22 protein-coding genes are annotated in these 25692 nt (G+C 71.7%); 13 read left to right on the top strand and 9 right to left on the bottom strand.

The genetic code is table 11. From position 1 onward, the window contains the following. Positions 1-74: 74 nt before the first annotated feature. From OHU35_RS33070 to OHU35_RS33060, 3 genes are all read right to left on the bottom strand, one after another. Positions 75-1259, bottom strand: a complete 1185-nt coding sequence (locus OHU35_RS33070; RefSeq protein ID WP_189721558.1) for a damage-control phosphatase ARMT1 family protein — start codon at positions 1257-1259, stop codon at positions 75-77. Between the two features lie 44 nt (positions 1260-1303). Continuing rightward, a complete protein-coding gene (locus OHU35_RS33065) occupies positions 1304-1951 on the bottom strand; it encodes a ScbR family autoregulator-binding transcription factor (protein ID WP_189721559.1) in 648 nt (215 codons plus the stop codon). 257 nt (positions 1952-2208) lie between these two features. Beyond that, positions 2209-4008, bottom strand: a complete 1800-nt coding sequence (locus OHU35_RS33060) for a S8 family serine peptidase (protein WP_189721560.1) — start codon at positions 4006-4008, stop codon at positions 2209-2211. A gap of 354 nt (positions 4009-4362) precedes the next feature. Between OHU35_RS33060 and OHU35_RS33055 the strand changes: the two genes are divergently transcribed. Next, positions 4363-5286, top strand: a complete 924-nt coding sequence (locus OHU35_RS33055) for a lytic polysaccharide monooxygenase (protein ID WP_405507910.1) — start codon at positions 4363-4365, stop codon at positions 5284-5286. Positions 5287-5304: 18 nt separating this feature from the next. On the opposite strand, the gene OHU35_RS33050 is transcribed toward OHU35_RS33055, so the two are convergent. Further along, positions 5305-5946 carry a Tat pathway signal sequence domain protein gene (locus tag OHU35_RS33050; protein ID WP_189721562.1) on the bottom strand — a complete coding sequence of 214 codons (642 nt, stop codon included), beginning with the start codon at positions 5944-5946 and terminating at the stop codon, positions 5305-5307. A 623-nt stretch (positions 5947-6569) separates the two neighbouring features. Between OHU35_RS33050 and OHU35_RS33045 the strand changes: the two genes are divergently transcribed. From OHU35_RS33045 to OHU35_RS33035, 3 genes are all read left to right on the top strand, one after another. Beyond that, the gene (locus OHU35_RS33045; RefSeq protein ID WP_359888468.1) at positions 6570-7241 is read left to right on the top strand and encodes a DUF6230 family protein; all 672 of its coding nucleotides are present in this window, start codon (positions 6570-6572) and stop codon (positions 7239-7241) included. Beyond that, on the top strand, positions 7241-7696 hold the full coding sequence (locus OHU35_RS33040; protein ID WP_405507909.1) for a DUF6114 domain-containing protein: 456 nt from the start codon (positions 7241-7243) through the stop codon (positions 7694-7696). Before OHU35_RS33045 ends, OHU35_RS33040 begins: the two co-directional genes overlap by 1 nt. A 143-nt stretch (positions 7697-7839) precedes the next feature. Then, positions 7840-9096: a cytochrome P450 gene (locus OHU35_RS33035; protein WP_405507907.1), complete on the top strand. Its 1257-nt coding sequence runs from the start codon at positions 7840-7842 to the stop codon at positions 9094-9096. On the opposite strand, the gene tatA is transcribed toward OHU35_RS33035, so the two are convergent. Then, entirely contained in the window at positions 9053-9313 is a 261-nt protein-coding gene (gene tatA / locus OHU35_RS33030) for a Sec-independent protein translocase subunit TatA (RefSeq protein WP_359888475.1), read from the bottom strand. The two genes, OHU35_RS33035 and tatA, sit on opposite strands and share 44 nt — an antisense overlap. 77 nt (positions 9314-9390) lie before the next feature. Here tatA and OHU35_RS33025 point away from each other — a divergent pair, with 77 nt between their 5' ends. Further along, complete coding sequence (locus tag OHU35_RS33025; protein ID WP_405507905.1) at positions 9391-10944, top strand: LCP family protein; 1554 nt, start codon at positions 9391-9393, stop codon at positions 10942-10944. Here the strand turns inward: OHU35_RS33025 and mgtA are convergent. Together mgtA and OHU35_RS33015 are read right to left on the bottom strand one after the other, a co-directional pair. Then, positions 10935-13427: a magnesium-translocating P-type ATPase gene (gene mgtA / locus OHU35_RS33020; RefSeq protein ID WP_405507903.1), complete on the bottom strand. Its 2493-nt coding sequence runs from the start codon at positions 13425-13427 to the stop codon at positions 10935-10937. The genes OHU35_RS33025 and mgtA overlap by 10 nt on opposite strands. Next, a complete protein-coding gene (locus OHU35_RS33015; protein ID WP_189721913.1) occupies positions 13417-13764 on the bottom strand; it encodes a metalloregulator ArsR/SmtB family transcription factor in 348 nt (115 codons plus the stop codon). Before OHU35_RS33015 ends, mgtA begins: the two co-directional genes overlap by 11 nt. A 182-nt stretch (positions 13765-13946) precedes the next feature. Between OHU35_RS33015 and OHU35_RS33010 the strand changes: the two genes are divergently transcribed. From OHU35_RS33010 to OHU35_RS32985, 6 genes are all read left to right on the top strand, one after another. Beyond that, positions 13947-14762 (top strand): SAM-dependent methyltransferase, encoded by an 816-nt coding sequence (locus OHU35_RS33010; protein WP_189721569.1) that lies wholly within the window; start codon positions 13947-13949, stop codon positions 14760-14762. A gap of 213 nt (positions 14763-14975) precedes the next feature. After that, positions 14976-15980: a substrate-binding domain-containing protein gene (locus OHU35_RS33005; protein ID WP_405507901.1), complete on the top strand. Its 1005-nt coding sequence runs from the start codon at positions 14976-14978 to the stop codon at positions 15978-15980. A 191-nt stretch (positions 15981-16171) separates the two neighbouring features. After that, positions 16172-18706, top strand: a complete 2535-nt coding sequence (locus OHU35_RS33000) for a nitrate- and nitrite sensing domain-containing protein (RefSeq protein WP_405507899.1) — start codon at positions 16172-16174, stop codon at positions 18704-18706. Positions 18707-18720: 14 nt separating this feature from the next. Continuing rightward, positions 18721-19152, top strand: coding sequence for a roadblock/LC7 domain-containing protein (locus OHU35_RS32995; RefSeq protein WP_020271575.1), 432 nt, complete (start codon positions 18721-18723; stop codon positions 19150-19152). 1 nt (position 19153) lies between these two features. Beyond that, complete coding sequence (locus OHU35_RS32990; protein WP_189721572.1) at positions 19154-19513, top strand: DUF742 domain-containing protein; 360 nt, start codon at positions 19154-19156, stop codon at positions 19511-19513. After that, complete coding sequence (locus tag OHU35_RS32985) at positions 19500-20084, top strand: ATP/GTP-binding protein (protein WP_189721573.1); 585 nt, start codon at positions 19500-19502, stop codon at positions 20082-20084. The genes OHU35_RS32990 and OHU35_RS32985 overlap by 14 nt, the downstream gene beginning before the upstream one ends. A 10-nt stretch (positions 20085-20094) precedes the next feature. On the opposite strand, the gene OHU35_RS32980 is transcribed toward OHU35_RS32985, so the two are convergent. Both OHU35_RS32980 and OHU35_RS32975 read right to left on the bottom strand, forming a co-directional pair. Beyond that, complete coding sequence (locus tag OHU35_RS32980; RefSeq protein WP_405507896.1) at positions 20095-21588, bottom strand: M81 family metallopeptidase; 1494 nt, start codon at positions 21586-21588, stop codon at positions 20095-20097. A gap of 39 nt (positions 21589-21627) precedes the next feature. Then, positions 21628-22794 carry an ROK family transcriptional regulator gene (locus OHU35_RS32975; RefSeq protein WP_189721575.1) on the bottom strand — a complete coding sequence of 389 codons (1167 nt, stop codon included), beginning with the start codon at positions 22792-22794 and terminating at the stop codon, positions 21628-21630. A 182-nt stretch (positions 22795-22976) separates the two neighbouring features. Here OHU35_RS32975 and OHU35_RS32970 point away from each other — a divergent pair, with 182 nt between their 5' ends. Then, positions 22977-24722, top strand: coding sequence for a peptide ABC transporter substrate-binding protein (locus OHU35_RS32970; protein ID WP_189721576.1), 1746 nt, complete (start codon positions 22977-22979; stop codon positions 24720-24722). Between the two features lie 3 nt (positions 24723-24725). After that, positions 24726-25685: an ABC transporter permease gene (locus OHU35_RS32965; RefSeq protein ID WP_405507894.1), complete on the top strand. Its 960-nt coding sequence runs from the start codon at positions 24726-24728 to the stop codon at positions 25683-25685. Positions 25686-25692: the final 7 nt, after the last annotated feature.

Genomic DNA, 25692 nt, shown 5'->3' with positions numbered 1-25692 from the left:
ATCCGCGGGGCGGGACATGATCACACCATCGCGTGAATCGAACGTGAAAGCAGGCGCTTTGGAGGTGGCGTGACCTAGCCGGAAACCCTCACCTGGATCAGCGCGTGTGTGCCGCTGGTGCGCCAGCGCTGGTCCTCCGCCGCGACCAGTTCGGCTTCCGTACGGCGGTCGAGGCCGGTGATCACATCGGACTTCAGGGTGCGCAGGGCGGCGACCGGGCCGGGGAAGTACGCGGTGACGTCCGTGAAGGGTGTCGTCGGGGCCCAGAGCCGGTCGCCCACCAGGCGGCGGTAGTTGAGGTCGCCCTTGACGAGGGTGAGCGTGGCCGAGGCGAACTCGGCGCGCAGGTCGCCGGGCATCTCCTCGTACGGCAGCGGGGCGCTGGAGAAGGGGTGGGCGCGCAGGATGAGGCGGCCGTCGGCCAGGGCCGACCACAGGTGCCGTCCGTGGTCGGCGGCCGCTCCCCCGGCACCGGTCAGCCGGCGCAGTGCGTCGACGACGTCGGCGGTGGTGGCGTCGGAGACGTAGTAGGGGTACGGCTTGACGTGCAGGACCGCCCGTCCGATACGGCCGTGGGCCAGGAGGTGGGCGATGAGCAGCAGGTCGGGCACCAGTTCGCGGCCCGCGTTGTCGGCGACCAGGCACAGGGTGCCGGTGCCGGTGCCGCCGAGCAGGGACCAGAGCCGGTCGCTGTCGTCGGCCACCAGGCCGGGGGCGGCGTCCGCGTCCCGTGCGCCCTCGGCGGAGAGGCGGAAGCCGAGGTCGGCCCGGTTGCCCCAGAGGGAGCCGTGCAGCAGGGCCTGTGCCTGTTCGCCGGCGGGCCGGTTCGCGAGGTCGTCGAGTGCGGCCAGCTCCTCGTCGGTCTCGGCGGAGTCGAGTTCGGCCAGTTTGAAGGGGCGGAAGGGGTCGATGCCCTGCCAGGGGCCCGGGCCGAAGTAGCCGACGGCCTGGAGCAGTCGCCGGTAGAACCAGCTCTCGGACCACAGCCACGGCACGTCGAACCAGGAGCGGCCGGTGTACTCGCCGAGCCCCCAGGTCTCCCAGAGGTCCCGGTCGTGCGCGTCGGCGGGGAGCGGTTCGATCTCGCCCTTGGTGCAGTTCGCCAGCAGGTCGTCGAGCGCGCGGTGCTGCCCGGGTTCGTAGGGGAAGGCCTCGCGGACCTGCCGGATGATCGCGGGGTGCCGCTCGGCCAGCACACTGTGGGGGAACGAGCCCGGCTGGTTGCCGAGGAGCACGGGTGGGGTGGGGGTGTCGGGCATGCGCCTCACCGTAGCGCGCGGCCCTCATGCCCGGGTCCGGCCGGTCAGACCGGCGCGATCTCCCGCTCCAGGCGGGCCGCCAGGCTCAGATAGCGGGCGCGGCGGGTCACCGGGACCAGGCTGCGGATCAGTATGTTCCACATCTCGGCCGTCCTGCGGGGCTGTCGCGCGACGGGCTCCCGGGAGCGGCCCACGACCCGGGTGCCCACGAAGAAACAGACCAGGGAGTGGGCCACGACATCGATATCGATGTCCGGGTGGACATCGGATTCCTTGACCGCGCCGACGAGCCGGTTCGCGACGATGTCCAGCCACTCCGTGAAGGGGTGGCTCAGCGGCGGCCGCGGCTGGATCCCACCGGTGGCGAGCCGCAGGCCGGCCCGCAGGACCGGGTCCTCGACGGACATGCGGGTGATGCCGAACGTGAGGCGCATCAGCGCCTCCAGCGAGGTGTGGCCGCGGCTGTCGGTCTCCGTCGCCAGCCGGCGGGCGGTGTGCGACTGGAGTTCGAGGATCGCGTGGGCGAGATCCTCCTTCGCCGCGAAGTGGAAGTACAGGGCACCCTTGGTGACCTGAGCGTGCTCCACGATGTCGCTGAGACTGGTCGATTCGTAGCCGCGACGGTCGAACAGGTCAGCGGCGGCCGTGATGATCGTCGAGCGGGTCTGCTCGGCTCGCAACTGCCTCGCCATCGGCTGAACTCTCCCGGGACAGAAATGAACGGGTCATGCCGTTTGTTTTTACCCGCCGTACACGATAACTCACCCTCAGACGGCGTTCATCACACCAGTGTGCCGGAGTGCGGGTGCACATCCGGCAAAACAATCGCAACTGGTGAAAGAAAACAGCGCGTTCGGTATCTAACTGTGGGGGTTGTGCGCGCAGACGTAAAGGCGGGCCGGCCGGTGCCCCATCCGCACCGGTCGACCCGCCCGCTGGTGATCGCGAATCAGAAGGTCAGCTTCCAGTTGTTGAGCGTGCCCGTGTCCTGCGCCGAGGTGTCCTGGACGCGCAGCTTCCAGGTGCCGTTGGCGGTCTCGCTCGACGCGTTCACCGTGTAGGTGGTGTTCACGTTGTCGGCGGAGTCCGACGCGGCGGACTTCAGGCGGTACGTCGAACCGTCCGGCGCGACGAGGTCGATGACGAGGTCGCCGCGGTAGGTGTGGGTGATGTCGACGCCGACCTGGAGGGCCGAGGGAGCGTTGCCGCTGCGGCCGGTGACGCTGATCGGCGACTCGATCGCCGCGCCGTTGTCCGGGACGGCGACCGCGGTGGTGCTGGAGAAGGTCGTGCCGGTGGACGTACCGCCCTTGACGGCCTGGACCGTCTTGGCGGCGTCCGCGAGACCGGCGCCGCAGCCGCCGGAGCAGGTGCCGGGCAGGGCGCGGGCGTTGGCCTTGATGGCCGACTCGATCTGCGCCGGGGTGAGGGCGGAGTTCGCCGACTTCAGCAGCGCGGCGAGGCCCGCGACGTGCGGGGTGGCCATGCTGGTGCCCTGGTAGTAGGCGTAGTTCTCGCTCGACGGCGTCTTCGTGCCGGAGTTCAGCGTGGACAGGATGCCGTTGGCGGAGGAGGTACGGGTCTCGCCGCCGGGGGCGGAGATGTCGACGAGCGAGCCGTAGTTGGAGTACGAGGCACGGCTGCCCGCGCGGTTGGTCGCGGCGACCGAGATGACGTTGTTGCAGTTCGCCGGGGAGGAGTTGGAGACGTTCTGGTTCTCGTTGCCGGCCGCGACGACGACCGAGGTGCCGCGGTTCACGGCGCCGGTGATGGCGCTCTGGGTGGCGGTGGAGCAGGCGCCGCCCCCGCCGAGGCTCATGTTGATGACCTTGGCGACGTTGGTGTTGGCGGGAACGCCGGAGACCGTGCCGCCGGAGGCCCAGGTGATCGCGTCGATGATGTCCGAGTCGTAGCCGCCGCACTTGCCGAGGACGCGGACCGGGGAGATCTTCGCGCCGTAGGCGATGCCGGCGACGCCCTTGCCGTTGTGGGTGGCGGCGGCGATGGTGCCGGCCACGTGGGTGCCGTGCCAGGAGGAAGTGGAGGCCGGGATGCCCTGGCCGCACTCGTCGGCGTTGTACCAGTCGCCCGGGTCGGCCGGGTTGCTGTCACGGCCGTTGCCGTCGACGGAGACGGCGGTGTCGGAGATGAAGTCGTAGCCGCCGACGATGTTCGCGGCCAGGTCGGAGTGGGTGACGTAGCCGGTGTCGATGACGGCGACGGTGACGCCGCTGCCGGTGGTGGTGTCCCAGGCGGCCGGGACGTTCATGCCCGCGGTGGACTCGAACAGGTCCCACTGCTTGCTGTAGTCGGTGTCGTTCGGGGTGACGGCCGTCGGCTTGTTCAGGCGGTCCGGAACGACGTAGGCGACCTGCGGGTCGGCCTCGTACTGGGCGACGACGTCGGCGACGGACGTCCGGGTGGGGTTGGTGCCCAGCTCGACGAGGGCCGCGCCGGTGCCGAGGCGGCGCTGGAAGTCGACGTCCTCGCCCGTCTTCTCGGCCTTGGTCTCGGCGTCGGCGGCGGCGGCCTTGTTGGACTTGGCCTCGGCGGCGCCGGACTTGTAGCCGACGATGAGCCGCTCGGCCGGGGCGCCGGGGGCGGCCTCGGTGAGGGCGGCCGGGACGGCGGCGGCGCGGGGTGCGGACTCCTGGGCGACGGCGACCGAGGCGGGGGCGGCGGTCAGCAGCGCGGCGGAGACGACGGCGACGGATATCAGCTTCCGTCTGAGCTCTGGGGAGGTACGCACGGTCGTTGCCTTTCGTGGCCTGACTCCGGGCTGGGCGGAGCGGCGGTGGAGTCGCTTCGTCGTCGAAGCGGAGGGGGGTGGTTCGAAAAGCGACGCGATGGCCGGCCAGGCGCAGAGAAGGCCAGCGGACCCGTTCGGGGTTACCTGTGGGTCGGCTGTGGTCGAACGATAGGCAAAGGGAAGGTCATCGGGATACGGGGGAAACCCTCGATCCGGCCGGAAACCCACCCTCTATGGCGGGCAGTTGGGAGCCAATGGCCCCTTTTCGAACGCGCCGTGCGCGGTGAACGCGCCGGGGCGGTTTCCCGTACTGCACTACCGACGCAGCCGCCCCGGCCGAGGAGACGCAGAGGGATGCCTCGTACGACCGCACACCGCACCGCACTCGCGGGCGCCCTCGTGACCCCGCTGCTGTTGCCGCTGTGGGCCGCCGGACCGGCGGGGGCGCACGGCGCGCCGACGGATCCGGTGAGCCGGGTGGTGGCCTGCTCCCCCGAGGGCGGCGATCGCGCCGGCTCGGCGGCGTGCCGCGCGGCCGTCGCCGCGAACGGGGCGCCCTTCACGGCCTGGGACAACCTGCGGCTGGCGAACGTGAACGGCCGGGACCGGCAGGTCGTCCCCGACGGGAAGCTGTGCAGCGGGGGCCTGCCCGCCTACCGGGGCCTCGACCTCGCCCGCGCCGACTGGCCCTCGACCCGGGTGACGCCCGGCGCGACGCTGACCATGCGGTACGTCTCGACGATCCCGCACACCGGCACGTTCCGGATGTACCTGACGAAGCCCGGCTACGACCCGGCCGGGCCGCTGTCCTGGTCCGACCTGCCCGGGAAGCCGTTCGCGGAGGTGACGGACCCGGCCCTGACGGACGGCGCCTACCGTCTCGAGGCGACCCTGCCGTCCGACCGGACCGGGCGGCACGTGCTGTACACGGTGTGGCAGAACAGCAGCACGCCGGACACCTATTACTCGTGCTCGGACGTGGTGTTCCCGGAGAAGGACTCGCCGACCCCAGAGAAGGACACGCCGACCCCGGAGAAGGACTCGCCGACTCCGGACGAGGACACGGCGTCTCCCGAGAAGGACACGGCTTCTCAGGAGAAGGAGGAGACGCGGGGCGAGAACACCGCCTCCCCGCAGCCGCAGGGCGACCACACCCCGGTGGCCGCCACCTCCGGCCCCGGCTCGGGCCCGTCCACGCCCATGCTGGCGGGCGGCGCCGCGGCGGTGCTGTTGCTCACCGGCGGCGCCGCCCTGGCCGTACGACTACGGCGACGCTGAACTACCTCTGCCGGTCGGTCAGTTGACGTTGACCGCGACACCGCCCTTGGTCACCGGGGCGTACTTGGCGGTGAAGAAGGCGTTACTGAAGCACAGCGACGAACCGGACGTCTTCGTGAACTGCTGGTTGGTGAAGGAGATGCTGTGGTCGGCGTTGCTCGCGGTGCCGGTCAGGCTGGGGGCCTGGTAGACGCAGGTGATGGTGCCGAGCAGGGTGCGCAGCTTGACCGTGGACTGGATGGCGGTGCTCGCGCCCGGGGTCACGGAGACGGCGCCGTCGGAGGACACGCTGGTGGTGTAGGGCAGGTTGTCGACGGTGACGCCGCTGACGCCGAGCACCCCCACGACGTTGGCGGTACAGCCGCTGGTGTCGAAGGTGTGCGAGGCGAGGGACTCGGTGGCGGTGCCCGGAGCGGCCGGGTTGGCGGTGACCTTGGCGGAGAACGCCGACGAGGTGCAGGAGATGCCGCTGGTGCCGGTGGCGCTGGAGTAGAAGGTGGCGGCGGTGCCGCTCGCCAGGGACGCGTCGAGGACGTCGCCGACCGCGACGGCCGCGCCGTCGGTCGTGGTCAGGACCGGGGTGTCGGCCGCCGAGGCGGGGGCGGCGAGGCCCAGGGCGGCGACGGCGGCGGTGAGGGCGAGCAGGGTGCGTGTACGCATGCGGGTGTACCTCTTTCGGAAGCGGGGTGAGGGGTGCGTCCGCCGTTGCCGGCCCGTCACGCCTTCTCCGTACGTGACGGACCGGCAACGGCAGTCCGGTCACCGGCCGGAGGCACGCACGGGGACGCGGCTCCGGCCGGGCCGGGCGGGGGGTGGCTGGTGGCGCGGCTCCAGGGGAAGCGGCCGTGCCGTGAAGGGTCGGACTCGGGCGAGGGAAAGCCCGTGCGGACGCACCGGGCGGTGAGATGCCCGTCCGGGACGGGCGGTCCGGGGCGCGCGGAGGGTGCCGCGCGGCGGATCCGGCGCCACGGATCCGGTGAGACGAGGAGAGTTGTAGACCTACCGGTCAGTCAACGTCAAGGCTTCACAAGGGAGTTGTGCGTGCGCTGAGAGTTTCCGAACGCCGTTGACTCACATGCGGCGCACATTCAACACTCTTTGTTCACACTTCCCTTGACCCTTCATGTAACCCCCGGTAACTTCCGAGTCGGCTACTGCGGCGTAACGAGAAAGCCCTTGCAACCGCCGGGAGTTGCGGGGAGACGTACGTACGCGGTCGGTGTCCGCGCCAGGGCAACGTGCCACCGAAGTCCGATCCGCACCGACACGCACCTGGAGCAGACATGACCTCCTCCGCCGAGCACACCCCCGAAAGACCGGACAGCCCCGTCGCCCCGGACGTCGCTGACGTTCCCGCGCGCCGCGGACGGGTCCGGGCACGCCGGGCCGCGGTGATGGCGGTGCCGGCCACCCTGGTCGCCGCGGGCCTCGCGGTCCTCACCGCCGAGGGGGCGCTGGGCGTGCAGTTCGCCATCTCCGGCATGCCCTTCACGGTCACCGCCACCGAGCTGAAGGGCAACGGCTTCGCCCAGTTCGGCGGTCTGGACGAGATGGCCGAGGGCAGCCCCAACGCGGGTGAGACGGGCGGTCAGGTGCTGGTCGTCACGTCCGTGATCAAGGACGCGACGCTCACCAAGCTGTGCCAGAGCGTGGACCTGGGCGGCACGAACCTGATCATCAGGGCGGGTGAAGGTGCGAAGAAGGTCCGGGCCACCGACCTGACCACCGACTCCACCCAGCTCTCGGGTGACGCGGCCTTCACCAACATCGAGATCGGCAACGACGCCAGCAAGCTCAACAAGGCCGGAGACCTGGGCCGCGGGCCGATTGGCGTCTTCAGCCAGCAGTCCGACACCGTGCGCATCGCCAACCTGCGGCAGACCAACTACGCCACGACGGCCGGTGTGTTCAAGCTGCCGGGGCTGAAGCTGGGCTTCAGCGAATCGGGCTGCTGATGCCCGGCGGCCCACACGGGAAGTCCCGGTCCGCCTTCCGTCGGTGGCAGGCGGGCCGTCCCTTCTGGGGCGGGCTGCTGCTCGCCCTGGGCGGGGCGGAGGTCCTGCTCACCCTGAAGGCGTCACTGGACGTCATCCTGCACGTCGGCATGCAGGGTCTGGCCGGCTATCTGCTTCCGACCGTGATGCTGCTGTGCGGCGTACTGATCCTCTTCAGCCCCTCCCAGCGCCTGTTCTACTCGGTCATCGGGGTGCTGGTCTCCCTGGGGACCTGGCTGACCTCGAACCTGGGCGGCTTCTTCGTGGGCATGCTCCTGGGCGTCGTCGGCAGCTGTCTCACCTTCGGCTGGCTCCCGGACCAGGAGCCGCGCGTCAGCCGGCGGCAGCGCAGAAAGGCGGCCAAGGCCGCGGCCGTGGCGGGGCCCCTGGAGCGGGAGGCCGGCCAGGCTGTCTGATTCAGGCCAGTGATGCCCTTCCGGTCAGTGATCCCCGACCCCCTGGCGTCGCCCGGCCGCGGCGACTTGGCTGGACGTGTCGCGCTCTCGCCCACGAGGCGTGCGCGCGCCGCACGAACAGCCGTCAGCCCAGGGAGAGTCCGATGGATCAGACCCACCCGATTGTGATCGACCCGACCGGCCGCGACATCCACGGCGAGGCGACCCGGGTCCGCGCGCGCGGACCCGTCACCCCCGTCGAACTCCCCCACGGTGTCCCGGCCTGGGCGGTCAGCAGCACCCCGCTTCTGAAACGGCTGCTCACCGACCCACGGGTGTCGAAGGACCCGCGCCGGCACTGGCAGCGCTGGATCGACGGCGAGGTCTCGCCGGACTGGCCGCTGTTCACCTGGGTCGCGGTGCAGAACATGTTCACGGCCTACGGCACCGACCACAAACGGCTGCGCACCCTCGTCTCCAAGGCGTTCACCGCCCGCCGCACCAACGCGCTGCGGCCACGGATCGAGGAGATCACCGCGACGCTGCTCGACCGGGTCGCCAAGGCCGGGGCCGGCGGCGGCGCGGACGCCCAGGCGGTCGATCTGCGGGAGGAGTTCTGCTACCCGCTGCCCATCCAGGTCATCGGCGAACTGCTCGGGCTGCCCGAGGAGTTGGGGGACGAGCTGCGGGTCGTGGTGGACGGTGTCTTCCACACCTCGGCCGACGCGGCCGAGGTCGCCGACATCTACGCCCGGTTCTACGCCGTCCTCGGTGAACTCGTCGCCGCGAAGCGGGCGGCGCCCGGGGACGACCTCACCTCCGCGCTGATCGCCGCCCACGAGGAGGAGAGCGGCACGCGGCTCAGTGAGCAGGAACTGCTCGACACGCTGATGCTGATGATCAGCGCCGGCCACGAGACGACGGTCAACCTGCTCGACAACGCCGTCCACGCGCTGCTCACCCACCCCGGCCAGCTCGCGCACGTCCGCGGCGGACGCGCCTCCTGGGACGACGTGATCGAGGAGACCCTGCGGGCCGAGGCACCGGTGGCCAGCCTGCCGCTGCGGTACGCCGTCGAGGATCTGCCCCTCGGTGAACTGGGCGGCCCGGACGGCGCGGTGATCCGCAAGGGCGAGGCGATCCTCGCCGCGTACGCCGCCGCCGGACGCGACCCGGAGCATCACGGCCCGGACGCCGCCGTCTTCGACGTCACCCGCGCGGCGAAGGACCATCTGGCCTTCGGGTACGGCGTCCACCACTGCCTGGGCGCCCCGCTCGGCCGGCTGGAGGCGCGCGTGGCCCTGCCGGCCCTGTTCGAACGGTTCCCCGGCCTCACCCTCGCCGTACCGGCCGAGGAGTTGCGGCCGGTGGACTCCTTCATCTCGCACGGCCATCGGACGCTGCCGGTCCTGACGGGCTGACGGGCGCCGCGGAGGGCGCCGGATCCCGGAGGTCCGGCTCTCCCGAGGCCGGTTCCCCGGCGCCCTCCTCCTTCAGTGCCTTCGCCTCGCTCTTGAGGATCCGCATCGAGCGGCCGAGTGAACGCGCCGTGTCCGGCAGTTTCTTCGAGCCGAACAGGACGATCACGACGATCGCCACGATCAGCAGATGCCAGGGCTCCAGTCCGTTGCGCAGCACGTCATGCCCTCCCTCTCTTCAACAGTTGCTACATTGCGCAACTGTACAACCCCCGGGCGAGAGGCAAGCGGACGCCGATGACGGTCAGCAGTATTCGGAGGACAGAGCCACCGCGACACCGGGCCGCGCCCCGGGACCAGAGGCGGCGGCGCGGTCGCCGCCGCGGCCGTGGCCCACGCGTCGCCCTCCTGGTCTGCCTGGCCCTGGTCGTGCTCGCCGCGGGCGGTGCCGGCTGGCTGTATCTGAAGCTGGACGGCGACATCAGCACCTTCGACTCCGGCGGCCTCTCCGACAACCGCCCCGGGGCCGGCTCGTCGAAGGGCGAGAACATCCTGGTCATCGGCTCCGACACCCGCACCGGCGGCAACAGCGCGCTGGGCGGCGGCGACAAGGACGACGTGGGCCGCTCCGACACCGCGTTCCTGCTGCACGTCTACGCCGACCACCGGCACGCCCTCGCCGTCTCCATCCCGCGTGACACCCTGGTCACCGTCCCGTCCTGCAAACTGCCCGACGGCAGCTGGACGAAGGCCCGGCCGGACACGATGTTCAACGCCGCGTACTCGGTCGGCCAGACCGCCGAGGGCAACCCCGCCTGCACGCAGAACACGGTCGAACAGCTCACCGGGCTGCGCGTCGACCACACCGTCGTCGTCGACTTCAAGGGCTTCGCACGGCTGACGGAGGTGGTGGGCGGGGTGCGGGTATGCCTGCCGCAGGACGTGTACGAGAACGACCTCGACCCACATCTCACCTCCCCCGGCAAGCTGCTGTTCCACAAGGGCGAGCAGAGCGTGTCGGGACAGCGGGCGCTGGACTACGTCCGGATCCGGCACGGTATCGGCGACGGCAGCGACATCGGCCGGATCAAGCGGCAGCAGGCGTTCGTGGCCAGTCTGCTGAAGGAGGTGAAGAGCAAGGGCCTCACCCCGGCGCGGCTGTTGCCGCTGGCCGACGCCGCCACCGAGTCGCTGACCGTCGACCCCGGCCTCGGCTCCGCCGGCAAGCTGATCTCCTTCGCGATGTCCCTGAAGGACATCGACCTGCACAACACGAAGTTCCTCACCCTGCCCTGGCGCTACGAGGGTTCCCGGGTGGCGATCGTGCAGCCGGACGCCGACGCCCTGTGGGCCGCGCTCAAGGCCGACCGCACGATCGACGGCAAGGACGCCGGCGGAAAGCAGACCGGAGCGTCGGGTTCCTCCGCCCCGGCCGCGTCTCCCTCCGCCTCCTCGTCCCCCGCGCCGGTCTCCGGTGACGGCATCGACGTCGCCGTCTACAACGGCACCGCCGTGCCCGGTCTGGCCGCCCGCGCCGCCGAGGCCCTCACCGCGGACGGCTTCACCGTCACGGGTACGGCGACGGCGTCCGACCAGGACCACACGACCACCCTGGTCGAGTACGGCCCGGGCCTCGAGGACCGGGCCCGGACCGTCGCGGCGGCCTTCCCCGGCGCCGGGCTCCGGTCGGTGACCGGCAGCGGGATCAAGGTCGTGCTGGGCCAGTCGTACGCCGGCAGCCCGGCGGCGACCGCGTCCGCGTCCCCGGCTCCGACGGCCGTACCGTCCGAGGTCGCCGACGGGGCCCGTTCGGCGGACGACAATCCCTGTTCGGACCTCACCTACGGCTGACGCGGCCGGTGCCTGGCCCTGGCCGCCGTCAGGGCCAGGGCGTACAGACCGAGCACCACGGCGGGCAGCAGGTAGTACGCGGCGGGCAGGGCCGTCATGCCGAGGGCGCCGCCGAGGGGACTCGGCGGCAGCAGCAGGCCGACGGCGGCGAGGCCGGCCGCCGCCAGGCCGACCGGGCCCCGCACCCTGCTCCCCTCGACGCGCCGGCCGCTGCGCAGGAGCAGCATCACCAGCGCCTGCGTGAGCAGGTTCTCGGTGAACCAGGCGGAGTGGAACACGGCCTCGTCGTCCACGGCGTCGGGGCCGTTGAGCGCGAGGGCGAGGACGGCGAAGGTGGCGAGGTCGGCGAGCGCGTTGAGCAGGCCGAAGCCGGTGACGAACCGGAGGAAGGAGCGCGGCCGCAGCACGGCCGGGCCGCGCAGCGCCGCCGCGCCGGGGCGGTCGTGGGCGAAGGCGAGCTGGGCCGCGTCGAAGCACAGGTTCTGCGCGAGCACCTGGGCCGGGAGCATCGGCAGGAAGGGCAGGAGCAGGCCCGCTGCGAGCATGGCGACGACGTTGCCCAGGTTGGAGGAGAGCGTGACGCGCAGGTACGAGGCGATGTTGCCGCTCGCGTGCCGGCCGGCCGTGATCGCGTGGCCGATCGCCGTGAGGTCCTTCTCGGCGAGGACGACGTCGGCGCTCTCCCGGGCCACGCCGACGGCGGAGCGGGGCGCGAGAGAGACGTCGGCGGCACGCAGCGCGGCCACGTCGTTCACGCCGTCGCCGAGGAACCCGACGGTGTGCCCGGCGGCGCGCAGGGCGGCGACGAGGCGGGCCTTGTCCTGAGGGGTGCAGCGGGCGACCACGGTCGCCCCGTCGGCCTCGGCGTCCGCCAGGTGCGCGGCGGTCCGTACCCGCCCCGGATCCAGGCCCAGTTCCCGGCAGGCCCGGGCCGCCGTGGCCGGGTGGTCGCCGGTGAGGACCTTGACGGTGACGCCGCGGTCGGCCAGGCCGCGCAGTGCCTCCGCGGCGGTCGGGGCGAGGGCGTCCCGGAAGGTCACCAGGCCCCGGAAGGCCAGAGCCCGGGGGTCGGTCGGGGCGCGGGCTCCGGCGGGCCGGTCGGCGGTGGCGAGGGCCAGCACTCGCAGCCCGGTGTCCGCCTCCCGGGCGGCGAGTGCCAGCAGCCGGTCGCGCTCGCCGGGTTCCGTCGCGCAGCGCTCCAGCACGGCCTCGACGGCACCGGTGACGACGACGGTGTGCCGCCCGAGGGAGCCGCGTACCACCGCCGTAGAGATCCGCCGTGCCGGGTCGAACGGCACGGCGTCCACCCCGTCGTACTCCTCGCCCACCGGCCCGGCCGCCTCCAGCAGGGCCTCGTCGAGGGCGTCCGGGGCGGGCAGTTCGGCGAGCTGGAGGGTCCACCAGGCGCCGACGGCGGCCCAGTGCAGCACCTCCGGATCGTCCCGGCCGGCCGGGTCGAGGGAGCGTTCGACGACCGGCCGGTCCTGGGTGAGCGTGCCGGTCTTGTCGACGCACAGCACGTCGACGGCGCCCAGGTCGTGCAGCGCGGGCAGCCGTTTGACGATGACGCCGTGCGTGCGGGCCAGGAGGGCGGCGCCCCGGGCCAGGCAGGTGGTGACGATCACCGGCAGCATCTCGGGCGTCAGACCTACGGCGACCGCGACGGCGAAGGGCAGGGTCTCCAGACCGCGTCCCCGCAGCGCCGCGTTGGCCATCAGCACCAGGGGCGGGGTCAGCAGCATGAACCGGATCAGCACCCAGGAGATCCCGTGCACGGACCGGTCGAAGGCCCCGCCCTCCCGGCGCGCGGCGGGCTGCCGGTGCGCGGCGGCGAACCGTGTACCGGTGCCGGTGGCGACCACGACGGCCGTGGCGGTGCCCGAGGCGACGGTGCTGCCCTGGAAACACAGGAGGGACTCGCCCGACCCGTCCGCGGTGCTCTTGTCCACCGGCGCCGATTCCCCGGTGAGGGCCGCCTCGTGCACCGTGAGCCCCCGCGCCCGCAGCAGCCGCACGTCCGCCGGGATCAGGTCTCCCGGGCCGAGGCGGATCACGTCGCCGGGGACCAGTTCGGCGACCGGGACCTCCCGGGACTCCGGCGGCTCCCGGCCGTCGGTGCGGCGGAGCACCGCAGCCGTGCCGGCGACCAGGTCGCGCAGGGCGGACATGGACCGGTCGGCCCGGTGTTCCCCCGTCGCCCGCAGCACGCAGCTCACGACGACCAGGGCGAGGATGACCACCCCGGTGCCCCAGGACGCTATGGCGACGGACACCAGGCCGAGACAGAGCAGCACGGCGGTGAAGGGGTCGCGCAGGGCGCGCCCGCAACGGAGCGGCCAGGACGGTGTGCGCGCCTCCGGCAGCGTGTTCTCGCCGGAGGTGAGCAGCCTCGCCGCGGCCTCGGCCTCGGTCAGCCCTCGGGGCCCCGATTCCAGCCGCCGCAGCACCTCCAGGGTGGTGCCCCCGGCGGTCTCAGAGACCATGGAGCCGGCGCCGCGCCGGTGCGGCGCGGTCGGTGAGCCGGCCCACCAGGAGCCGTACGACGTCGACGATGTCGGGGTCGTCGACGTAGTAGACCTGCCGGCGGCCCTCGCGGCGGGAGCGGACGAGGCCGGCCAGCTTCAGCTTGGTGAGGTGCTGGCTGACCGCGGGCAGCGCGCCGCCGACCCGCTCCGCGAGCCCGGTGACGTCGCTCTCGCCCTGGGCCAGCGCCCAGACGATGTGCAGCCGGGCGGGCGAGGCCAGCAGCCCGAAGGCCGCGGCCGCCTGGGCGAGCACGTCGGCGGACGGGTCCTCGAAGCCACTGCCGGCTGCCGCCACCGTCACCGCCCCTTTCCGTCGTGCCCGTCGCGCCCGTCGTCGCGCGAGCCGCACCAGTTTAGGCGGCCCGCGGCACCCGCCCCGGAAAGCCGTTTCTTCCCTCGCGGGGCCAGGAGTGATGGAATCGCGCCACCGGCCCAACTGTGGCCGGTTACAGGCGAGTTGCCTACTGGGAGGCCCGGATGCCGGAGCACCGTATCGACACCGAGAGCGCGCACTCCGCGCGGATCTACGACTACATCCTCGGCGGCGACGACAACTACCCCGCGGACCGGGAGGCGGGCGACGCCATGTGCCGCGAGTGGCCCGCCCTGCCGGTCCACATGCGGGCCAACCGCGACTTCATGCACCGAGCCGTGCGGTATCTCGCCGCCGAGGCGGGGATACGCCAGTTCCTCGACATCGGCACCGGCATCCCGACCCCGCCCAACCTGCACGAGATCGCCCAGGCGGCGGCCCCGGGCGCGCGGGTCGTCTACGTCGACAACGACCCGCTCGTCCTCTCCCTCTCCCGGGGCCTGCTGTCCGGCACGCCCGAGGGCAGGACGGCGTACGTCGAGGCGGACATGCGCGACCCGGCGGCCATCCTCGGCGCCCCCGGCTTCCGGGAGACCCTCGACCTGTCGGAGCCGGTCGCGCTGACCGTCATCGCGATCGTGCACTTCATGCTGGACGAGCACGACGCCGTCGGCATCGTCCGCCGGCTCCTCGACCCGCTGCCGCCCGGCAGCTGCCTCGCGATGTCCGTCGGCACCGCCGACTTCGCCCCCGACGAGGTCGGCCGGGTGGCCCGGGAGTACGCCGCGCGCGGCATGCCGATGCGGCTGCGCACCCTCCCCGAGGCGGCGGAGTTCTTCGAGGGTCTCGACCTGGTGGAGCCCGGCATCGCGCAGGTCCACAAGTGGCGTCCGAACCGCACGGACGGTACGGAAAAAGACGGTGTCGGCATCCGGGACGAGGACATCGCGATGTACGGGGCGGTGGCGCGCAAGCCGTAGCGGGGGAAGAGGCCCTGACCTCGCCGTTCGGCCCGTCGGACGGATCATCACGATGCGGCAGCATGAACTCACGGCTTGTGGCCGCTCACTTGACGACCAGTGGCCACACACGGTTGGCTCCGAGCCAGAGAGAGTCATCGGGTCGTGCACGTTCACGGCCCCGCTGTGCTCTCACCCTGCTCTTGCTCGGCCGCACAGCGAGGTCCACCCCCCATGAACACTCCTCCCCCGCAGCCCACCACCCTGAGACTCACCCGAACCGTGGCCCTGGCCTCCGCCGCGTGTCTGCTGGTGTCCGGCTGCTCCGTCCTCGGCGCGGCCGACGACGGGGCGGATACGGCAGACCGGTCCGGCGGCGGGATGAAGGTCGCCCTCGTCACGCACGGCGGCAAGGGCGACGCCTTCTGGGACCTGGTGCGCAAAGGCGCGGAGACGGCGGCCGCCAAGGACGGCATCGACCTGACGTACGCCGGCGACTCCGACCCGGCCGCGCAGGCCGCGCTGGTGCGGGACGCGGTCCGCGACAAGGTCGACGGCATCGCCGTGACGCTGGCCAAGCCGGCGGCGATGCGCGGCCCGGTCGCCCAGGCCAAGGCTGCCGGCATCCCCGTCGTCGGGCTCAACTCCGGCATCGACGCCTGGCGGCCGACGGGACTCCTGGAGTACTTCGGCCAGAACGAGTCCGTCGCGGGCCAGGCCGTCGGCGACAAGCTGGACGAGGTCAAGGCCAAGCACGCCCTGTGCGTGGTGCACGAGCGGGGCAACGTCGCGCTGGAGGCCCGCTGTGCCGGCGTGAAGAAGACGTTCCGCGGCGACACCGACAACCTGTACGTGGACGGCGCCGACATGAACGCGGTGACCGCCACGATCGCGTCCCGGCTGCGACAGGACTCGAGCATCGACGAGGTCGTCACCCTGGGCGCCCAGTACGGGCTCAGCGCGGTCAAGGCCGTCGAGCAGTCCGGCAGCAGAGCCGAGGTCGCCACTTTCGACCTCAACAAAGACCTGGTCAAGGCGGTCCAGGGCGGCGATGTGCAGTTCGCCGTGGACCAGCAGCCGTATCTGCAGGGCTACCTCGCGGTGGACGCCCTGTGGCTGTACCGCACCAACGGCAACATCAGCGGCGGCGGGACGGCTCCGGTGCTCACCGGTCCGGCGTTCGTGACCAGGTCGAACGTGTCCGCTGTGGCACGGTTCGCCGCCGCCGGGACCCGGTGACCGGACACTTCCTGTGACGGTGTCGCCAAAGATTCGGTCAGGCCCGGTTCGCACGCCCACTTGTACGGATAACATCCTGCGCATCCCATGTGCCGCGCCCGGCACGCCCTCACCCCCGCGACCGTCCCCCGCCCTCCCCGACCGTTCCGCCTCCCGTTCCTCGCTCCCCGCTGATCGCCCCTAGGACGACGATGTCTCGACGGACAGGTGCCCGGCGCCGTCTCGGTTCCATACGCCTCTCCCTGTGGCTGCTGGCCCTGGTGCCCAGCGTCACCCTCGCCGCCATGTGGGGCGTGACGACGATCCAGATGTTCTCGGAGGGCCTGCGGCTGCGTGACCAGACGGAGCTGAGCCGGTCGACCGGCGCCATGGGTACCGACGCCACGCTCGCGTTGCAGCGGGAGCGCAGCCTGTCGGCCGCCTGGCTGGCCTCGCCGCACGGCTCCCGGACCGCCCTCGACGCGCAGCGCGAGGAGACCGACAAGGCGGTCGCGAAGCTGGTCGGGCAGGCGGACGCGATCGAGAAGGCGCCCTCCCGCATCTCCGACCGGCTGTACTCGGTGCTGGGTTCGGTCGGGAGCCTCGAGTACTACCGGGACCAGGTGGACGACCCCACCGACATCACCCCCCAGCAGGCGCTGGACCAGTACTCCTCGATCATCGACGACCAGATCCACGCCTTCCAGGAGCTCTCCCAGGTCGACGACGGCGACCTCACCTCGCAGGCCGGCCCGCTGGTCGCGCTGGAGCACGCGGCGGAGCTGGTCTCCCGGGAGGACGCGCAGCTGACCCTGGCCTGGCCGTCGGGGCATCTGGACGACAAGGCGTGGGTGCAGTACGCGGAACTCGTGAACACCCGGCGCTGGCTGGTCCAGGACCAGGTCGTGCCCCAGTTGACCGGCCAGGCCAAGGCACAGACCGAGCGGATCCTGGCGAGCCCGGAGTGGCGGACGCTGGAGTCGATCGAGGACCAGGTGCTGGCGGCCCGGAACTCCGGCACCGAAGCGGACCGGATCGCCCTGCCGGACGCGCAGAAGCGGTGGAACGCCGCGATGGACAAGCTGTCCGCGCACTACGCGAGTCTCATCGAGCAGCAGACGACGGGGCTGCTGGAGCGCAGCGCCGACAAGGCGGACGGGACGCTGATCAAGGCGGCGTCCCTGAGCGCCGGCGGGTTGCTCGCGCTGCTGCTGTGCGTCGGCATGTCCTGGCGGATCACCCGCTCGCTGTCCCGGCGGCTGCGCGGTCTGCGCCTGGCCACGCTCAGCCTCGCGAAGGAGCGGCTGCCGGACGTGGTGGCCCGGCTGGAGCGGGGCGAGACGGTCGACCCGGAGTCGGCGACGACCCCGCTGGACTACGGGCACGACGAACTCGGCCAGGTGGCCCAGGCGTTCAACACCGCCCAGCGCACGGCCGTGCACACCGCGGTCGAACTCGCCGACACCCGGCGCGGCTTCCAGAAGGTCATCCTTGGCATCGCCCGGCAGAGCCAGAACCTCGTCAACCTCCAGCTGAGCAAGCTGGACGCGCTGGAGCGCGAGCACAGCGACCCCGACATCCTCAAGGGCCTGTACGAACTGGACTCCACGGCCAGCCAGCTGCGCCGCTACGAGGAGAACCTCGTCATCGTCAGCGGCGAACGGCCGGGCCGCAGCTGGACCGAGCCGGTCGCGCTGATGGACATCCTGCGCAGCGCGGTCGGTGAGGTCGCCGAGTACCAGCGGGTGGAGGTGCACACCGAGGAGGAGGTGTACGTCGCCCCGCCCGCGGTCGCCGACGTCATCCATCTGCTGGCCGAGCTCATCGACAACGCGACCGCGTACTCCCCCGCGCCGAGCCCCGTCACGGTGCGGGCCGGGATGGTCGCCAAGGGCCTGGTCGTCGAGGTCGAGGACCGCGGCCTCGGTATGTCGGAGGAGGACTACGCGTCCTTCAACGAACAGCTCGCGGTGCCCCCGCAGTTCGACGTGGTCGCGCTCGCCGACGACCTGCGTCTCGGCATGTTCGTGATAGCTCAGCTGGCCCACCGGCACGGCATCGCCGTCACCCTGCGCTCGTCGCCGTACGGCGGGACCACGGCGATCGTGCTGATTCCGCACGACATCGTGGTGCGGGAGGTCCCGGCCGCCGGCACACCCGACGCCCGGAACGCGAAGGCCCTGAACGGCACGCACAGCCTCGCGGCCCTCGGCGGCCCCAGGGGCGCGGGCGTCCCGGTAGCGAGCAGGCCGAAGGACGGCGGAGGCCCGGAGGATGGGCGGGACCCGGCGGACGAACGCGGCTCGGGCGGCGAACGCGGCTCGGGCGACGGGCAGAACTCGGGAGACGGGCAACGCTCGGGCGAGGGCCGGAGCGCGGTAGGTGCCGAGGGGGCCGAGAGCACCACCGGTACCGGCGGCAGCGCCGGCGACGCCGGTTCCGATCGCGAGTCGCGGACCCTCGCCGCGACCCGGACGGCATCCGCCGCTCCCGCCACCCCCCGTGGGGACGGTCTCGCACCGCTCCCCCGTCGCGTGCCGCAGACCAGCCTGGTCGAGGAACTGCGCGAAGAGTCCGCGCCCGACGGCGACGACGGCTCCCTCGACGACTTCACCGCGGAAGCCGCCGCCTCCTCCCTGGCCGGCTTCCAGCGCGGCACGCTCCGGGCCCGTGACGAGGACCCGGCCGCACCACCCCGGCAGGCCGCCGCCGACGCCGTCCCCTCGACTCCGCCCGCCGACCGCTGACGAAGGACTCCGCAATGACACGCCCCATCCCCGCCACGCACACCCAGCTCGACCAGCTGCTGACCGGACTCGTGGAGCGGGTCGCCGACGTGAACCAGGCCGTGGTGCTCTCCGAGGACGGCCTGGTGGTCAGCAAGTCCACCGGGTTCCTGCGCGACGACGCCGAGCGGCTCGCGGCGACCGCGTCCGGTCTGATGAGCCTGAGCAAGGGCGTCAGCATGGACTTCCGGGGCGGTCCGGTGCGCCAGGCGCTCATCGAGATGGCCAACAGCTATCTGATCCTGACCTCCGCCGGCCCCGGCGCCCATCTGGTCGTGCTGACCGGCCCGGGCGCGGACGTCGGTGTGGTGGCGTACCAGATGAACATGCTGGTGAAGAAGATCGGCGAGCACCTCAGCGCGGCACCGCGGGGCATGGCCGGACCCGTCGTCGACCCAGGCGTGTGAGGTGGGCGAAGGCGATTCGGCGGGCCGGCTCGTACGACCGTTCGCCCTGACCGGTGGCCGGACGCGGCCCAGCCGTGCCGACTTCACGCTCATCGCGACGGTGACCGCGGTCGATCCGCCGCCGGCCACCGCGGCCCGGTGCCAGCCCGAGCACACCCGGATCCTCCGGCTCTGTGCCGAGCCGGTCGCCGTGGCGGAGCTGGCCGCCCGGCTCGACCTGCCGGTGAGCGTGGTCGTCATCCTGCTCTGCGACCTGCTGGAGGCGGGCCGGATCACCGTCCGCCCGCCGCGCCTCGTTTCCCGTACCACTCCGGACCTGGACCTGCTGCAGAAAGTGAGGGACGGCCTTGGCCGGCTCTGACCCCGTCACAGACGCGTCCTCGGCACCCGACACGGTCAAGATCCTCATCGCCGGGGGCTTCGGCGTGGGCAAGACCACCATGGTCGGGTCGGTCAGCGAGATCGCCCCGCTGCGCACCGAGGAACCCCTGACCATGGCCGGTCTGGGCATCGACGACCTCGACGGCATCGAGGAGAAGCGGGCCACCACCGTGGCCCTGGACTTCGGCAGAATCACCATCAGCCGGGAACTGGTGCTGTACCTGTTCGGTACGCCGGGGCAGCAGCGGTTCTGGTTCATGTGGAACGACCTGGCGCTCGGCGCGCTCGGCGCCGTGGTCCTGGTCGACGTCCGCAGACCCGAGTCCAGCTTCGCCGCGATCGACTTCTTCGAACGCCGGGAGATCCCGTTCGTCGTCGGGGTCAACGGCTTCCACGGCAAGCACCCGTATCCGCCCGAGGACATCCGGGACGCGCTCGCGGTGCCGGAGCACGTGCGGGTGCTGCTGTGCGACGCGCGGGACCGGGAGTCGTGCCGGGACGTGCTGATCGCCCTGATCGACCAGTTGATCGCGTCGGCCGTCCAGGCTTAGGGGCCGGTCTTCAGGGCTGGTTCGAGGGCGGGACGATCCGGGCCCTGAGTTCCGGGTCCGCCATCTCCGGGTCGAAGGGGAACATCGGCCGGTGGATGCGGTGGTGGCCGAGACGCGTGAGCTCCTGGTCGACGCCGCCCGGTGTGAGGGCCATCTTCCAGTCGGCCGCCATGGCGAAGAGCTCGGGCTCCAGGTAGCCGATCTTGACGATGACGACGTCGGCGCCGCGCGGGTCCAGGTCCAGGTTCGTGAAGTCGTGTTCGTGGTGGTAAGGCTTGCGCAGCCGAGTGAGGATCACGTGCACGCTCCCGACCCGCAGCACGACCTCCGTCTCGGCGTCCCGGTCGCCGTGCCGGACGGCGTGCACCACGCCGGTCAGGGTGAGCGGCCCGGCGTGCCGGTCGTCGACATCGGCACCGGCGGTGACGGTGACCGTCGCGCCGACGCCCGCCCGCACGGCCGTGTCCACCGCGTCCGGGCCCGGCAGGGACGCGTAGAGGACGGACGGACCGGCCGGATCCTTGAACTCGGGGCGGGCCAGCACCTGTTCGAGGCCCCAGGTGACATCGCCGGCGCCGCCCGCCGTGGGGTTGTCGCCGGTGTCGCTGACGAAGTACGGGCGGGACGCGGAGGCCAGGGCCGCGTCGAGGCACGCGTCGAGGGTGCCGGTGGGGGCGACGAAGGCGAAGTCGTGCCGGGCCGCCCAGAAGCCGTGGGCCAGGCGCTCGGCGCCCGCGCGGACGGCGTCCGGCTCAGGACCGGTGACCACGACCGCGGCCCGGTTGCGCGGCTCGTCCGCCCACGCGTAGCCGACCCAGACCGCGGCGTCCGTCACCCCGTCGGCCGCCGCGACCTCGGCCACGGCCGCGTACAGGCTCCTGGCCGGTTCGATCCGGGTCGAGGTCTGCTCCCCGGCCAGCAGGACGGGCACCGGGACCCACGCCTTGACCGGGCGGGGCGCACCGCTCACGAGGTGCTCTACGAGGTTGCGGGCGGCACGCTCCTTGGTCTCCATGGCGTCCTCGTGCGGGGCCATGCGGTAGCAGGTGATCAGGTCGGTGCGGTGGACGAGGTCGCGGGAGACGTTGCCGTGCAGGTCCATGGAGGTGGACACGATGACGTCCGGTCCTGTCACCTCGCGGATCCGGGCCAGGAGCACCGCCTCGGCGTCGTCCAGTCCCTCGACCGTCATGGCGCCGTGGATGTCGAACCAGAGTCCGTCGAGCGGTCCCGACGCCCGTAGCCGGTCGAGGAGTTCCCCGGACAGCTCGGCGAAGGCAGCCGCCGTCACGGTGCCGCCGGGCAGGGCCTTGCCGACGAGGGCACCGCGCCAGTCGGCGGCGTCCCGGAGCGGCTGGCCCGGGGCGAGGAACGGATAGCGGGTCAGGACGTCGGCGCCGCGCAGCGGGTGGAAGGCGGGGGCCTCGGTGCGGGCCGGGGAGAAGGTCGACGACTCGATACCGAGTCCGGCGATCGCGATCACGGGGCGGGACGGTACGGACATGGCTCCTCCGGGATGTCAGGGGTGACGGGTGCCGGTGGCTCAGGGGTGCGGGGTGCCGGTGGCCGTGTGCAGGGCGTGGGCCAGGGCCCGCTGGAGGGCGAACTGGCCGGCGCCGACGAGTCCGGCGTCGGCGCCGAGGCTGGCCCGTTCGATCACCAGGTGCTCGGTCACCAGCGGGTGGCAGCCCTCGTAGAGCTGGCTGCGCACGGCGGCCACGAAGGGCTCCAGGGTGGAGAGGATGCCGCCGAGGTACACGGCGTCGGGGTTGAAGAAGTTGACGTTGGCGGCCAGCACCATGCCGAGGTAGCGCCCGGCCTGCCGGACCGCCCGGGTCGCCTCGGGGTCGGCGTCGGAGGCAAGGCGTACGACGTCCTCGGTGGAGGACACGTCGAGGCCGCGGCCGCGCAGGATGCGCACCAGGGCCGCGCCGGAGGCGACGGTCTCCAGGCAGCCGGTGTTGCCGCAGGAGCAGGGGATGTCGTGGCCGGCCTCGACGCGGACGTGGGTGATCTCGCCGGCGGCGCCCGAACCGCCCCGGTAGAGCCGCCCGTCGGCGATGACGCCCGCGCCGATGGCCGTACCGGTCTTCACCATGATCGACTGGCGGCGCTCGGGAGGCTGCACGGTGTGTTCGCCGACGGCCATGCAGTTGGCGTCGTTCTCGATGGCCGCCGGGACGCCGAAGTGGTCCTCCAGCCAGGCGCGGACCGGGAAGCGGTTCCAGCCGGGCATCCGGGACGGGAGCGTGACGACGCCGGTGGCGACGTCGACCGGACCGGGCAGCGACAGGCCGACGCCCCGGAGCAGGTGCCGGCCGTGCTGCTCGGCGAGCGCGAGGAGGGTCTCGGCCAGTCCGGGCAGGGCGGCCTCGGGGCCGTGGTCCGTCGGGAACGGCACGGTGGAGACGTCGGTGAGTCCGCCGCCGGGCAGGACGACGCCCACATGGGCGTGCCGGCCGCCGAGTTCGGCCGCGACCGCGAACCCGTCGCTGCCGCCGAGCCGCAGCACCTTGCGCGGACGCCCGCCGGTGGAGGACACGGTGCCCTCCTCGGCGACCAGTCCGTGGGACATCAGCTGGCTCACCGTGAACGACACGGTCGAGGGTGCTGCGCCGAGCAGTTGTGCCAGCTCGGTGCGGGTCGACGCCTGCCCGGAGGCGAGGAGTTCGAGGACGCGTCCGCTCAACGGAGCACTTTTTTCAGGCATGGATGCGGTTACTTCCGTCAGCGGCCGGCCGGGGCAGTGAGCGTAGGCCAGAAAGACCCTCTCGCGGCTTTTTCCAGAACAGCAGAAACAGACTTTTTACCCATGCACGTCTGTTTCTTCGAACACAGCGGGCGTTCACTGGCTCCACCCCCCGACCCCGGCTTCTGTCTCCGAGGAGAGCCATGTCCCCTGCTCGCACGAGACTGCTCACCGGTGCCGCCCTCGGCGCGGGCACGCTGCTGCTCGCGGGCTGCTCCGGGACGAGCGGCACGTCGTCCGCGTCGTCCCGCGATTCGATCGCCTACGCGCTGCCCGCGAACTTCACGCCGAACTGGATCCTGCCGATCGGTACGGCGGCCCATCTGAACACCAACAACATCTCCATCGCGAACACCCTGTGGGAGCCGCTGATCGCCTACGACGGCTCGACCGGCAAGATCGCTTGGAACAAGAAGGGGTCGGTCGCCACCGCCGCCGACTTCGCCGCCGACAACAGGAGCGTGCGGATCACGCTGGGCGACCGGCACTGGAGCGACGGCAAGCCCATCACCTCCCGCGACGTGAAGTTCTGGTTCGATCTCATCAAGGCCAACAAGAGCGAGTGGGCGGGCTACAACCCGGGCCAGGCACCCGACAACTGGACGTCCTTCAAGCCGGTCGACGACCGCCACTTCACGATCACCTTCGACAAGGCCTACAACCCGCAGTGGATGCTCGCCAACGAGCTGAGCTCCATCACGCCGCTCCCCCAGCACGTCTGGGACAAGGGCGGCGACCCGAAGCAGGTGTGGACCGCCCTCAACAACGCCGCGAAGAACATCGGCGACTACGCCACGAACCCGCTGTGGAAGACCATCAGCGGCCCCTACGCGGTGAAGTCCTTCTCGACGGCCGGCAAGGTCGTCCTCACCGCCAGCAAGAAGTACGACGGCGGGGAGAAGGCGAACATCCCGACCGTGAACCTGCTGCCGTTCACCACCGCGGACGCCGAGAAGAACGCGCTGCGCTCAGGCACCGTCGACTACGGCTACATCGAGGCGGGCGACCTCGACCAGAAGGAGAGCTTCACCGCGCGGGGTTACGAGGTGAAGCCGTGGTCGGGCTGGGCGATCACGTACATGCCGTACAACTTCAACAACCCCCGGATGGGCGCGGTGTTCAAGCAGCCGTACGCCCGGCAGGCCGTCCAGCGCTCCATCGACCAGGCGGGCCTGGCGAAGGTCATCTTCAACGGCACCGCGGTGCCCGGCTACGGACCCGTCCCGCAGGGACAGGCCTCCGACTTCGTCTCGCCCGCGCAGAAGAGCAACCCGTACCCGTACTCGACGGGCGCCGCGCGCACCCTGCTCACCGAGCACGGCTGGAGCGAGCGGGGCGGCGTGATGACGTGCGCCGAACCCGCGAAGTGCGGTGCGGGGGTCGCCAAGGGGACGAAGTTCGAGATGCGGGTGCTGTCGCAGTCCGGCTCGACGGTGACGGACAACATGATGAGCGCGATCCAGTCCTCCCTCGCGAAGACCGGCATCAAGTTCTCCATCAAGACGGCCCCGGTCAACTCGGTGCTGTCGCAGACCCCGCAGTGCAAGGCGAACCAGCCCGTCTGCTCGTGGCAGCTGTCCTTCTTCGGTACGGCGGGCAGCTGGTACTTCCCGGCGTTCCCGACCGGCGACTCGCTGTTCCAGACCGGCGGCGGCTCGAACTTCGGCAGCTACTCCAACCCGGAGGTGGACAAGCTCATCTCCGCGTCCACGACGTCGAGTTCGAACGAGGCGATCCAGAAGTACAGCGAGGCCCTCGCCAAGGACCTCCCGGTGGTCTGGCTGCCGGAGCCCGTCTACCAGATCTCGGTCGTCAGGAAGGGCCTCGGCGGCTTCTCCCAGGACTCGCTCGCCGACTTCCACCCCGCCCAGTGGAAGTGGACCGACTGAGCCATGGACACCGTCTGGTACCTGACCCGGCGGGTCCTTCAGGCCCTCGTCGTCATCCTCCTCGTCACGGTCGTGGTGTTCTGCCTTCTGCACGCGCTGCCCGGGGGTCCCGCCCGCGGGATCCTCGGCCCGCAGGCGACCGCCCAGCAGATCGCCGCGTTCAATCACGAACAGGGGCTGGACCGGCCCCTGCCCGTGCAGTACGTCCACTATCTCGGCACCCTGCTGCACGGCGACCTCGGGACCTCGTACACGCTCAACGAGGCCGTCTCCCGGCTCATCACACAGCGCCTTCCGAAGACGCTGGTCCTGACGGTCCTGTCCGCCCTCGTGGGTCTGCTGCTGGCGGTGCCGCTGGGCATGTGGCAGGCGGTGCGGCGCAACAGGCCGGTGGACTACGTCGTCACCACGCTGAGCTTCGTCGCGTACTCCACGCCGGTGTACTTCCTGGGGCTGCTGCTGATCCTGCTGTTCACGCAGGTGCTGAACTGGTTCCCCTCCCAGGCGCCGCAGGGGGACACGCTGGGGCAGGTGTTCGCGGATCCGGTGGGGCTGGTGCTGCCGGTGGCGACGGGGGCGGCGTCGATGGTGGCGGTGTTCAGCCGGTACATGCGGGCTTCGACGCTGGAGAACCTCTCCGAGGACTACGTCCGCACGGCCCGGGCGGGTGGATCCGGGCCGTACGCGATTCTCTTCCGGCATGTGTTCCGGAATTCGCTGACGCCGGTGATCGCGATGCTCGGGTACTACGTGCCGGTGTTGTTCGGGGGTGCGCTGGTGGTGGAGCAGCTCTTCAACTACCCGGGAATGGGGCTGCTGTTCTGGAGTGCGGCGCAGGCCTCTGATTACCCGGTGTTGCTCGGGTGTGTGCTGGTCATTTCCGTGGCGACGGTGGTGGGGACCTTGCTGGCGGATGTGGTGCAGCGGGTTGTGGATCCTCGGGTCAAGGAGGGGCGGGTGTGAGTGGTCG

It is taken from the genome of Streptomyces purpurascens, from assembly GCF_045040895.1.
Taxonomy (GTDB): domain Bacteria; phylum Actinomycetota; class Actinomycetes; order Streptomycetales; family Streptomycetaceae; genus Streptomyces; species Streptomyces purpurascens.
Note: the sequence above shows the minus strand (reverse complement) of the source record. Positions and strands in the feature narration are given on the sequence as shown.